Here is a 12,005-nt window from a genome sequence, read left to right as displayed (position 1 = left end):
AATTATGTCAGACATTACTGCACGACTGGAGCGGCTTCCTTTCAGCCGTTTTCATTTCAAACTGCTTGTGATGGGCGGGCTGGGATTTACGTTTGAGGCAATGGATGCCGCCATCGTGGCGTTTATTCTTCCTGTCATTCGCGTGCAATGGGAGCTCACCAGCTTTCAGACCGGCCTGCTGGCCAGCAGTACGTATATTGGTTTTTTGATCGGGGCGCTGTTTGCCGGGATGCTGGGTGACCGGTTCGGACGCCGCGTCGTCATGATGTGGGCACTGACTATTTTCTGCAGCATGTCACTGGCCAACGCCTTCGTCACTGACTGGCACACGTTTTTTCTCTTCCGGTCGCTTGCCGGTATAGGGATGGGGGCAGAGGGTGCCATCATTGCACCGTTTCTTGCTGAGTTCGTCAGTAATCGCTACCGGGGAAGCTTCACGGGCGCGCTGGCAGGGTTCTTCTCCTTCGGGTTTGTTCTCGCCGCCCTGATTGGATATTTTCTCGTGCCGCTCAGCGATAACGCCTGGCGTTTTGCCCTCGCGCTGACGGCTGTACCCGTAATAACTCTGCTGTGGTGGCGAAAGTCACTGTTTGAATCCCCCCGCTGGCTGATAAGCCGCGGCCGGCATGAAGAAGCAGAAAAGGTCGTGAGCTATATCGAAGCGCAGGTGGTACGCAGCGGCGTTGAACTTCCGCCGGTAGAGCAGACCCACGTAAAAGCGATCCCTGTAAACAATAATGGCATGCTCAAAACCCTGAAGCTGCTCTGGACCGGACCGCTGGCGCGCACCACGGCCATGATCTGGTGTCTCTGGCTTTCCATCACGTTTTGTTCGTATGCCTTTTTCACCTGGATCCCCGGGCTGCTGGTTCAGCAGGGAATGACCATCTCGAAAAGCTTCTCCTTTTCTATTCTGATTTACCTTGCACAGATCCCGGGTTACTACTCAGCCGCCTGGTTTAACGAAAAAATTGGCCGTAAAGCCACCATTGTCAGCTATCTCTTCCTGGCGTGCGCCGCCGCGCTTCTTCTGGCATTTGCCACGGGTAATAACGTCATCGTTATGGCCAGCATTCTGCTGTCATTTGCCATGAACGGCGTTAATGCCGGCCAGTACGCCTATACCCCTGAGGTCTTTCCGACCGAGGTACGTGCGACCGGCATGGGAGCCGCTTCGGCATTCGGCCGCATTGGTGCGATCGCCTCTCCCATGCTGGTCGGCTGGCTGTACCCGATCTTTGGTTTTGGCGGGGTGTTCGCGATGACCACGGGCATGCTTCTGATGGGCGCGCTGGCCGTCCTGTTGTTTGGTGTACGGACCCAGGGAAGAACGCTCGAAGACATCAATGAACAGACGCCCGAACCGCCTGTGTCATCCGATATGACGCTTAAAACAGATCGCAGGTAACTGCCATGGAAACGATGAAACTAATCAGAGAGTTTGCACAGAAGCTTAAAAATCTGGAGGTGTCCCAGCGGGAAGTCTGGCAGGAAACGGAACGGGTGCTTACCACGCTCTACAAGGCCCGGCTGTTCACTGTGCTGTTTCATGACGATCGCAACGGCCTGCTGGTAAGGCTTTACAGCAGTAACGAAGCGTTAAATCCGGTTGGAGGCAAAAAGCGGGTAAGCCGCAGCCGCTGGTCTGAAACGGTTCTGAGAAAAGGTGAAGTGTTTATTGCGCCTGATAAAGAAGCGCTGATAAGCGTTTTTCCTGACGCGCCAGAGCTTATCTCGTACGGATGTGAAAGCGTGCTGAACCTGCCCGTTAAGTTTCAGGGCAAGGTCATCGGATCTATCAATCTTATGCACGAAGAGCACAGCTATGACCGGGCCGATCTCTCGCCTGCGCTGGTCATAATTCAGATGCTCGTACCTTACATACTCGATGGCGGTTTTGAATCATGCCGGGATGAAATGCCTGGCATAGTGACGGCCATTGTCTGAATGAAATCAAAAGGACAGAAAATGCTGCTTTTAAAAAATGCCCGAATTTATGACGTAAACCATGAAAATGATGACGCGCTGTATTCCATCCTTATCGAAGGTCAGCTCATCAAACGCATCAGCCGGGAGCCCATTCAGACCGGCGATGCCGAAACCGTTGATGTAAATGGCCGCTACGTTATGCCTGGCATGATCGACTGTCATATACATGCTATCTCATCCGTTGCAGGCCTCGCCAAAAACGGACAGTTGCCGGACACGTTTGCGGTGCTGAACTCGGTTCCTATTCTGAAAGGCATGCTGATGCGCGGCTTTACGACGGCGCGTGACGCCGGTGGCGCGCCTTATGCCCTGTCACAGGCCATTGAGCAGCGCCTTATCAGCGGACCGCGCCTGTTTATCTGCGGCAAGGCTCTGTCCCAGACCGGCGGTCACGGAGACTTCCGCGACCGCTACGACAACCGCGAACCGGAGGTCTGCCAGTGCAGCCAGCATATCGGTGCTATTGGACGTATTGTGGACGGGGTTGATGCGGTCAGAAAGGCGGTACGCGAGGAGATGCGTAGCGGGGCGCACCAGATAAAGATTATGGCATCCGGTGGTGTGGGGTCTCCCACCGATCCCATCGGCAACCTGCAGTTCTCAGTAGATGAAATCAGGGCCATTGTGGAAGAGGCTGAGTCGCACCAGACCTACGTTATGGCGCACGCCTACACGGCGAAAGCGATTGAGCGCATCGTGCGTCTGGGCGTACGCACCATTGAGCACGGCAACCTGATTGATGACCAGGCCGCCGCAGTTATGGCCGAACACGGTGCGTATGCGGTGCCCACCCTGGTCATTTATGATGCCATGAGCAAGGTGGGCCGTGAAACGGGGGTGCCCGAACCGGCGCTGGTTAAAAATGAAGTCGTCAGGCTTCAGGGACTCAAAGCGCTGGAAATTCTCAAAAAGCACGGCGTTAAAATGGGATTTGGTACCGATTTGCTGGGTGAGATGCACCCGTATCAGAGCGATGAGCTGCGCATCAGAGCAGAAGTACTGGGAAATGCTGAAACGCTGCGGCAGGCGACGGTCATCGGTGCCGAGATACTGAATATGGAAGGTAAGCTCGGCATTGTGGCAGAAGGGGCGATTGCCGACCTGCTCATTCTTGAAGAAAACCCCTTGGAAAACATTGGTATTCTGAGCGGACAAGGAGAAGGCATTATTGGGATTATTAAAGACGGCTTCTGGGAAAAGAAAGAGTTAATTTGAGCTGAATGTAACCTGAAAAACCAGGGGAAACCCTGGTTTTTTCGGAGACTTGTCAAATCTGCCATGTAAACAGGACTGCGTTGATCAAGTATGTCACAACGTCCGCTTCTGGCACACAGGAGACATACCGGGCATTTTCAGCCCGGTATTTTTATTGTGTTTTAACGGAAGGAATAACCCAGATTCACTAGACCGTAGAAACCGCCCGACTCGCTGCCATGCAGTCCCTCAGACCACCCAGCCTGAACGCCGAGTATCACATTGTCGCGTATCTGGCCGTTAATGCCGCCGTTTAATCCAACGCTGGTACCAGAGAAATTTGTACGGAATGATGCCGTTGAGTCTGAAACACCCTGTACGGACGCTGACACACTGCTGTGACCGCCAAACGATTGTGTTAACGCTGGCGTGACCCACCACTGAACTTTAGCTTTATAATTTGCTGGCGTGCCTACTTTCAGGCCGGCCTGAACCGACTGTCGGTGACTGTCAGACCAGTCAAGAGATGCGGCTTCGTCATGTGCATCATCAAGACTTATCCCCTGAACGGTATACATCAGCTGTGGCTCAAGGGACAGAGCGGGGCTAAGGGTGAACGCCTGTCCAGCCTGAGCCGATGCCAGCCAGCCCGTACCAGATGTTGAAGAGCGCGTGCCGTCATTAGAAGCCGTTGAAATGCTGTGGTGGCTTACCTGCAGCAGTCCATCCAGGCGCAGCCCGTCCTGTGTCAGACCTGAAAGATAGGCTCCTCCCGTATATACGGTGTCTCTGTCCGTACCTGCCTCTTTACTCCCACCATCGCGCCAGACGTCATTGCGCATCAGACCTGTTGCACCATAAACACCCGCTCGCCAGTCTGCGCGCGATCCCGCAAACTGCCAGAGGTCGCCGCCAATCTGCAGGAAGCTGTATGCGCCGCTGCTTTCAGGCACACCTCCACCGGTCAGGTTGCCGTGGTCACCGTGACGCAGCTGTCCGGCAACGACACGACCCCACATGCGGCTGTCTTTGGCATAATGGAAGCGCGTGTCTGCGGTGCCTGCAACAAGCCGGTCATAGTCCAGAGAAAGTGATGGCAGGGCGGCATAGCTCCACATCCCGTCGCGATAGTTAACCGTATTGCGAACCGGTGTAGCCGTTCCAGTGTCCTCTTCGGCTGGTTCCTGAGTATCTGTTGTCGTCAATTGAGAGGTCAGATACCAACTCTGGTCGGCGTTACGATAGAGGCTGTATGAATAGGCTCCCGCCACAAGCGGTTGGCTAAGGTTGAAAGCGTTAGTGTCCGTAGTCGCGCCGTTAATGGCACTAACGAGAGTGATGCCATTGCCTGTCGTTTGAGCACCCAGCCCACCCCGGTTCAGTACTCGTAAGCCTGTAGTACCCGTTGCTTGCCCGCCGTCGATAATTAGTTTATCGGCAGGTGAGCTACTGTCGCCGGCAACCGTATTCAGTGTGATGGTCCCGCCGTTGCCGACGAGGTTGGTTACGGTCAGCGTATGAGGGGTGAAGGTTCCCGTAGGCGCGGCAAAGACGATGCTGCCGGCATTTGTTAACGTGTCCACCAGCGAGTCGCCCGTCATGTTCCAGGTACTGCTGCTGTCAATGGTCACGTCTGTCGGGTCGATGATGCCGGTCAGGCTGGCACTGTTAACCAGAGAGAGCGAGGTGCCGGAAAGCGCTATCACGTCCGTAGTGGCATCAAGTCCATCCATGATAAGCGAACCGGCGTTCAGGTTGACCTGCGACTGAGAAAGGGTGCCTCCGAGCGTCAGCGTGCCGCTGCCGTTTTTGGTAAGTTCACCTGTGCCGGAAAGATTCGTGTTTAACGCCATGTTGCTGGTGGTGTCGTAGGTGGTCGTACCGTTGTTCACGAAATGATTATCCGCAAGCGTCAATACGGCACCATCGGTAATGTTCAGCAATCCCCCCGCCTGGACGGTCGCGTCTGTTGCAGTTCCGCCGCTGTTCACTGACAGTGATCCACCACTATTGATCATTGCCTGGGAGGCAACACCGCCGTCATAGACGGCGAGCAAGCCGCCTGAATTAACTGTGGTCGAGATAGCGGTCCCGAAAACATCCTGCTCACCACCCGCATTCACGGTGGTGCCGGTAGCGGTGCCACCCGCATTAACCCGTTGAATGCCATACTGGTTTACCACAGTTCCTGTTGCGCTACCCAATACGTACTCAACACCGCCCTGATTGATGACCGTGTTTTCTGAAGAATCGGTAGCGTTCACGATCAGCGAGCCGTTGTTTTCCAGCAGCAGGTTTTTTGCATGGCCTGCGCTGATTGAAAATGCACCCAGCGCGTTGGTGCCGTCCAGCGTGGCGCCTGTATTGGTAACAAGACTGCCTCCGGAACTGACAACTAACCCGGTTGCAGTTGCCCCTGCGTAAGTATTGAGTGTTGCACCCGAATCAATGATTGCATTTGAAGCTGAACCACCCCCAAAGATAAGCATGTACCCTGAATTATGTACCATGCTGAGGCTGGCTGAACCACCACTGTACACATACTGTGATCCTCCCGAATTAACCTGGGTGGATGTTGCCGTACCGTAAATGCCCTGCGAAGCATTTGCTTCAATCTGCGTATCGGTGGAGGAGCCGCCGCTGTTCACGTACTGAACGCCGCCTGCCTTCACGGTGGTATCACTTGCGGTCCCGTTTACCTGCTGTGTACCGCCTGCCACTGTGGCAGAAACCGCACTGGCACCGGCATAAACGATCTGGTTGCCCCAGTTATCAATTAACGCGGAGTCACTCGAACCGCTCAGGACGTATTCAATACCGCTTGAGTTCACATGAGTAAAATGTGAGGTTCCGCCTAATACCATCAGGGCACCACCACTGTTGACAGTAGTCGACGTCACTTCTCCATAAACTTCCTGCTGTGAGCGGCTGTTAACCGTGGAGCCTGACACATTTGCGCCGACATAAACAATTTCGGAACCGCCGTTCAGGACTGTAGAGGTTGCGCTACCGCCGCTGTTGATGTATTGCCGTCCGGAAGAGTTAACGGTGGTTGATACAGCATTGCCTCCGCTGGAAACGACAATGTTGGAGAGGCCAACGCCATTGCCAACGTTGCTGCTGGTTACCAGGCCGCCATTGTTCACATTCAGATTACCGCCGCTGATAACAGAAACGTTGTTGGCGACATCACCGTTGTTCAGTGAAAGTATGGAGCCGGATACGGTGGTGCCATCGTATGTTGTGGCGGCTGCCGAACCTGCCATCCCCAGCAGTAAAAGCGTGCCAGCGATCCGCTTCACGGCCACCGGAGGACGCCCGCCGCATCCGGCGCGTTCGCAAGCCACTACCCACGCCTGACGTGCCGCGCTCCAGACAATTCTGTATGCCTTATTCATGCCCTGCCTCTTATAAAAGTTGTTTCCCTGCGAAAAAATTCGATTTACGCGCGGGTATTTCAGTGAATGTTTTTATTTCCGCGGATCTGCGCATCGAGACGGTCAATCACGCTATTTACCTGTTTCCCGGTGATAAGTCGGGTGCATTCGAACTGTCGTTCAGTTCCCTTGTGCCGGGGGCACCAGAAATAGTCCTGGTGATCGAATTTTTCGTGCATGCTGTCCCAGCAGCCGCTGCAGCCATGGCTGCTGAATACCCGCCAGGGGGTATAAAATTCAGCGCCGGGGAGGCTAAAGCCGCTGATAAGCACGACGGGGATTTGTGCGGCCCAGGCAAGCCAGGAAAGGCCGCTCGCAAGGCCGATAAAGAAGCTGGCGTGTTTAAGCAGATCCACCCGCTCCTGCAATGGAAGGTCGCCGGTGAAGTCCTCAGCGCCATAGGGGATGTGGTTCCAGACGTGGCCACGTCCGGTGGTGGAATCCCGATCGATGCAGAGGACGCGATAGCCCAGCGTTTTGAGATGGGTCACTACCTCGGCCCAGCCGCGTCCGTTGTTCCAGAACTTGGCCTGGCAGGTGGACTGCACGCCAATGCAGACGTATGGCTCGTCTATGGTTCGCGAGGCACTGAGATCCAGGCGCGGCGCTTCTTCGCGATGATCAACTCCAAGAATGTATCCGGCGATCCGGTGGAATCCGGTCTGGCGGAAGTCGACCGGCTGATGCGTATCGTTTCCGCCAAAAAAAAGCCCGATGCGGTAGGTGGCATAGGGGGCTTGCAGCGCGTCGGTAGGGGCTGTAAAGCGAATGTCAGGGTACTGACTTTCAAAGAGGGTGATAATGTCCGGCGCCATGCTGCATTCCAGCCTGCATCCGTGCGCGATGCGAAAGCGTTCGGCGTAGTGGAACCAGCCAAGCAAATCACCCAGAGTGCCTACCGGAAACGAAATCAGAACGTGCCGATCTTTAAGCGTCAGCACCTCATTAAGTAAAGGGAAGGACTCGCCGGCACGCCAAACCTGAATGCGAAAGCGGATAAAATATTTTTTTGCCGATGTCACCCAGCCTGCGCCGGTTTCACAGTGAAACAGTAGATTGCCCGACTCCTCATCGATGAGCGCCACGCGCCAGCGTCCTTCCGGCAGCAGGACACGCGCACCATCATTGAAGTCATAACGAATGCCGGCGGGGCCTTCCAGGCTTGGGAGAGCAGGTGCGCTGACGAAAGGATAGGGTACAGTCTGAATACTGTTCGTCGGGATAGCATTACTCACGATTACGTCTGGCGGGTTTCCAGTCATAACTGACTCCGAAAGCGCTGAGCGTAAAGTTCAGAAACCGGGAACAAAGAAAATGCCCGGCTTAAAGTGTGCTGAATCATCGATGCCCCATGCCTTAAAAATAAGAATTCTCTTATTTGTTTTCACATGCGAGTGGTTATTGGAAACGTCGAAGATTTATTTAGAGTGAAAGAAAAACTAATCATCAGGTCGAGGACTTTCGGCTGCACACAGGTGAAGACAGCTGGGATGTGCAGGGGGCAGGAACCCGTTTAAAGGGGGAATGTCTGGTGTGAAATTTTGATAAATGGCTGAAATTGAGGAGGTTGATAAAGACTCTGTTCAGCTTCGGAAAAAAGAAGTGATAAGGCTTAGTAAAGGGTAGAGTACCTAAGCGTTACTTAATTCAGTTTGTTCTCTCAAGAGTCACTCTTAGTCGCACTCCCCATTTTGAATTATATATCGCACTACAAACCGATAACATAAACACATCCGCCAACATACGCTTTCAAGATAAACATGGCTTTAAGTTAGCTACTTCCGCTTATGGCACGAAGCGGACAGACGTGCAGGCCTATGTCCGCTATGAGCGAGGAACGGACGCTCAACAAACTAAACGTCATCATTGATATTGAGGGCCTGAACGATTCAGGCGGCTATGTATGTTTAAATAGCGGGACGGAAATCAGCATTAAGCTGTATCAGAAGGAAACTTTATGCGTACTCGCCCATCATCCCGGTTAATCATTCTTTCGCCTGAAAACAATGTTTTGTTATTTAATTTTTCACATAAAAATGATGCCTTAATCGGCATGTCATACTGGGCAACGCCTGGCGGTGGGCTTGAATTGAATGAATCCTTTGAACAGGCCGCACTACGGGAGTTACAGGAAGAAACCGGGCTAAAAAGAGATTCTGCTGGAGCGGCGGTGGCATCCCGAACCTTCCCCATGCAGTTGCCTGATGGGGAGACCGTTCTTGCTGAAGAGCGTTTTTTTATAATCCATGCGGAAAAGACAGATATTGACTGCTCAGGATGGAGTGAGAAGGAAAAGGGCGTTATTCAAAATCATTACTGGTGGACATTAGAAGAGCTTAGTAATACTAACCAAACTATCTTTCCCCACGATTTGATCATTGACATACTCTGCGGAAACCTTATCTAACCTTTGAATGCATTGAATTATGGCACTCCTGAGATCGGGTGGATAAAGCTGATAACACCTTCTTGTTCGCTGCTGGCACGGAGCGGAAATGCACGCTCGGCAAGGTCCGCTCTGAGCGAACAGCGGACCTTGTGCATATCTTTTTGCGGAAAACCTACTTGCCGGGTTTCGGTATAATTCCAGACCCGCTGAAAAGCATGCGAATACCGAGTCCAACCATCACTAATCCTGTGAATCGTTCCTGCCATTTGATAAAGGCCGGGTGTTTGCTCAACCAGTTTCCAAATGTTCCTGATGCCATTGCAACTGAGCCTAAGGAGACAATGCCAGCCAGCTTTTGAATACTGCCCAGAACCAGCAACTGCATCCAGACGGGACCCGCAACTGGATCGACAAACTGAGGAAGAAAAGCAAACATGAACAGCAGGGATTTTGGGTTAGTCAGGCTGTTCAGCGCGCCTTCCTTGACTGCATTCCAGTCAGAGATTTTTGCAGTTTTTCGCACCCGTGTATCTGTGCCTGAAGTAGCAATCATCTTTATACCCAGCCAAATTAGATACGCCGCTCCAGCCCACCTCAGAAGATCTAACGCAACCGGCCAGGCATGAACGACGCTCACCAGTCCCAGAACCAGAAAAGAAACTTGCACAAGACCCGCCACAAAGACGTTTCCCAGTACGGTAAGAAGAGCAATGCGCCTTCCCTGACCGACTCCTCTGGCGATGGTCAGCATCATGTCAGGACCGGGAGAAATCTCCAGAAGAGTCAGGGCGATAAGGAAAGTGATAAATGTTTCGACAGAAGGCATGATCATTGCGTCCGAAAAAAATAACCCTGCTACGTTAACTCACTCTGATTAGCGCTTAAAGCGGAACGCAATGCAATGTCCGCTCCTTGCACACAACAAAGGCTATATCAGTCAGATTTTCACTGCTTTCACAGGGCGCTTTTTCTGAAAGCACGGTAATCGATTTTCCAGGCATTGAGTTTGTTATATAGCGCCGTTCGTGAAATACCAAGTCGTTGCGCCGACTGACGCAGATTTCCCTGTTGTTCATCTATCACCCGCAAAATATGCGTGCGTTCCAGATTTTGCAGTGAAGGAGGCATATCCTCATCTCCATTTTCTGATAACGGCGCCTGCAGCGATTCGGGCAAGTCGGCACGGGTAATCTCTAATCCTTCGCACAAATTAATCATGCGCTCGACTACATTTTCCAGCTCGCGCACATTGCCTGGCCACTCCCAGGATTGCAAACCCGCCATAGCGTCCGGAGTGACTACGGGCGGAATACGCTTCAAACGCGCGCAAAGCGCCTGAATGAAGGTGTTGACGAGTTCTGGAATGTCCTCACGACGGTTACGCAGCGGGGGGATTTCCAGTGAAATCACATTCAGACGATAATAGAGGTCGCGCCGAAATGCTCCCTTCTCCACTGCGTCGAGCAAATTGCAATGGGTTGCCGCAATAATGCGCACATTGACTTTCACTGGTTGCGCCGCGCCGATGCGCAGCACTTCGCCCTCTTGCAGCACTCGCAGCAGGCTGGTTTGTGCTTCGAGCGGCATCTCACCGATTTCGTCGAGGAAAAGAGTGCCACCGTCAGCCAGTTCAAACTTGCCTGCTGAACCTCCCCGACGTGAACCGGTGAAGGCACCGTCTGCATAGCCAAACAGTTCACTCTGGACCAGATCGCGCGGTAAGGCGCCACAGTTAAGAGCAATAAACGCTTCCTGCTGACGCGGGCTGGCGTTATGGATTGCCTGAGCAAAAAGCTCTTTGCCAGTTCCGCTTTCGCCGCTAAGCAGCACTGTGCTGTCGGTTCGGCTGCTGGCGCGGGCTTTCTGAATCGCCTGGTGTAGACGCGGCGCATGGCCGCGAATCATCTCAAAGGTATAACTGGCGCTTACCCCCATTACCCTGCGCGTAATGGCGCGGATACGCTGGTTTTCACGCAAAGAAAGGACGCGGCCGCCATCTGGCGCGGGCATCAGAGAGATCAGGCAGGAGAGGGGAGCCAGGCCGTCTGGCATAAACTGCATCTCACGGTCATTACAGAACGGCATAGTCAGTAGCGATCCACCTTGCGGCTTCAGCAGTTCGTCAATCGGCGTATCCTGCGGATCAAGCCCGCTGAAGATCTGCCGCGCATAACGATTCAGGGTTTTGATGTGACCCTGTTTATCATAAACGATCACCCCTTCATTCAACGTTTCCAGGATTGACTGCTGCTCAGCCAGCAAGCGTCGCAGCGTCAATTGCTGCCCGACTGCCTCCGCCGCCGCCTGCACCGTTCCCAGGGTATGTGCATTGAAGTTCTCCGGCGTCGCGGTCAGGGTCAGCACGCCGATCAACTTGCCGCTGGCATCGCGTACCGGTGCCGCCGCACACTGCCGGCGACGTTTGCGTAAATCGATCTTCCAGTTCTCGCCGCTCAGCACATATACCAGCCGCTGCTCAATCAGGCATCGCGCCGTGCAGTTAGTCCCCAGCACTTCTTCACGCAGGATACTGCCGACCGGTGTCAAATCGACGCCACAAAAATGCAGCGTTACCCCCTGCGCGTCGGTGAGATTAATGTGGCCGTCCGGATTATAGGCCAGCAGATTTTCCATAATGCTGCGCGCTACCAGAATCAGTTCGGCGTTGTGTTCAAGGATAGCGGTCAGTTCACTCGCTGGCGGAGCCGTATAGATAAAGCTGTGTGGATCGATAGCCCGCTGTTGAGAACGCTGCCATGACTTCAGAATGCTGTGCCGCAGTGTTGGCGGCTGTTCACCCTGCACAAAACACTGCCAGCTCTGCCATAACAGCGTATCCCAGCTGTCAGCTTCAGCCCTTTCCGGCAGGCTGAAAATGGCATCGCTCTCATCTCTCAACAACAATGGCTGGTTCACCGGTCACCCTCAGCTGAATTAAATGTCCATTTTATGAACATGCAAAGTTGACATGTAAATTTTGTTGCCGATTTGTGATG

General features: G+C 53.4%; 8 protein-coding genes. 4 read left to right on the top strand and 4 right to left on the bottom strand.

What is annotated here, in order from left to right; all coding sequences use genetic code 11:
• Nucleotides 1–4 precede the first annotated feature (4 nt).
• From BBB56_RS21390 to BBB56_RS21380, 3 genes are read left to right on the top strand one after another with little or no spacing between them, the layout of a single operon-like run.
• On the top strand, nt 5–1,408 hold the full coding sequence (locus BBB56_RS21390; RefSeq protein WP_123802942.1) for an MFS transporter: 1,404 nt from the start codon (nt 5–7) through the stop codon (nt 1,406–1,408).
• Between the two features lie 5 nt (nt 1,409–1,413).
• Nucleotides 1,414–1,947, top strand: coding sequence for a GAF domain-containing protein (locus tag BBB56_RS21385; protein WP_123802941.1), 534 nt, complete (start codon nt 1,414–1,416; stop codon nt 1,945–1,947).
• 21 nt (nt 1,948–1,968) lie between these two features.
• Nucleotides 1,969–3,204 (top strand): metal-dependent hydrolase family protein, encoded by a 1,236-nt coding sequence (locus BBB56_RS21380; protein ID WP_123802940.1) that lies wholly within the window; start codon nt 1,969–1,971, stop codon nt 3,202–3,204.
• A gap of 161 nt (nt 3,205–3,365) precedes the next feature.
• On the opposite strand, the gene BBB56_RS21375 is transcribed toward BBB56_RS21380, so the two are convergent.
• Together BBB56_RS21375 and BBB56_RS21370 are read right to left on the bottom strand one after the other, a co-directional pair.
• Nucleotides 3,366–6,581, bottom strand: a complete 3,216-nt coding sequence (locus tag BBB56_RS21375) for an AIDA repeat-containing protein (RefSeq protein ID WP_123802955.1) — start codon at nt 6,579–6,581, stop codon at nt 3,366–3,368.
• 59 nt (nt 6,582–6,640) lie between these two features.
• Nucleotides 6,641–7,828, bottom strand: coding sequence for an autotransporter strand-loop-strand O-heptosyltransferase (locus BBB56_RS21370; RefSeq protein ID WP_370661873.1), 1,188 nt, complete (start codon nt 7,826–7,828; stop codon nt 6,641–6,643).
• A 749-nt stretch (nt 7,829–8,577) separates the two neighbouring features.
• Here BBB56_RS21370 and BBB56_RS21365 point away from each other — a divergent pair.
• On the top strand, nt 8,578–9,027 hold the full coding sequence (locus tag BBB56_RS21365; RefSeq protein ID WP_123802938.1) for an NUDIX hydrolase: 450 nt from the start codon (nt 8,578–8,580) through the stop codon (nt 9,025–9,027).
• A gap of 154 nt (nt 9,028–9,181) precedes the next feature.
• On the opposite strand, the gene BBB56_RS21360 is transcribed toward BBB56_RS21365, so the two are convergent.
• Both BBB56_RS21360 and BBB56_RS21355 read right to left on the bottom strand, forming a co-directional pair.
• Nucleotides 9,182–9,835, bottom strand: coding sequence for a LysE family translocator (locus BBB56_RS21360; RefSeq protein WP_123802937.1), 654 nt, complete (start codon nt 9,833–9,835; stop codon nt 9,182–9,184).
• A 128-nt stretch (nt 9,836–9,963) separates the two neighbouring features.
• Nucleotides 9,964–11,925 (bottom strand): sigma-54-dependent Fis family transcriptional regulator, encoded by a 1,962-nt coding sequence (locus tag BBB56_RS21355; protein ID WP_123802936.1) that lies wholly within the window; start codon nt 11,923–11,925, stop codon nt 9,964–9,966.
• Between the last annotated feature and the right edge of the window lie 80 nt (nt 11,926–12,005).

The sequence above is a fragment of the Candidatus Pantoea deserta genome (genome assembly GCF_003813865.1).
Classification (GTDB): Bacteria; Pseudomonadota; Gammaproteobacteria; order Enterobacterales; family Enterobacteriaceae; genus Pantoea; species Pantoea deserta.
Note: the sequence above shows the minus strand (reverse complement) of the source record. Positions and strands in the feature narration are given on the sequence as shown.

What these genes read in the sequence shown, in the direction of transcription:
- BBB56_RS21385 (WP_123802941.1), top strand. Translation starts at nt 1,414, where the DNA reads ATGGAAACGATGAAACTAATCAGAGAGTTTGCACAGAAGCTTAAAAAT.
- BBB56_RS21375 (WP_123802955.1), bottom strand. Translation starts at nt 6,581, where the DNA reads ATGAATAAGGCATACAGAATTGTCTGGAGCGCGGCACGTCAGGCGTGG.
- BBB56_RS21360 (WP_123802937.1), bottom strand. Translation starts at nt 9,835, where the DNA reads ATGCCTTCTGTCGAAACATTTATCACTTTCCTTATCGCCCTGACTCTT.
- BBB56_RS21365 (WP_123802938.1), top strand. Translation starts at nt 8,578, where the DNA reads ATGCGTACTCGCCCATCATCCCGGTTAATCATTCTTTCGCCTGAAAAC.
- BBB56_RS21380 (WP_123802940.1), top strand. Translation starts at nt 1,969, where the DNA reads ATGCTGCTTTTAAAAAATGCCCGAATTTATGACGTAAACCATGAAAAT.
- BBB56_RS21390 (WP_123802942.1), top strand. Translation starts at nt 5, where the DNA reads ATGTCAGACATTACTGCACGACTGGAGCGGCTTCCTTTCAGCCGTTTT.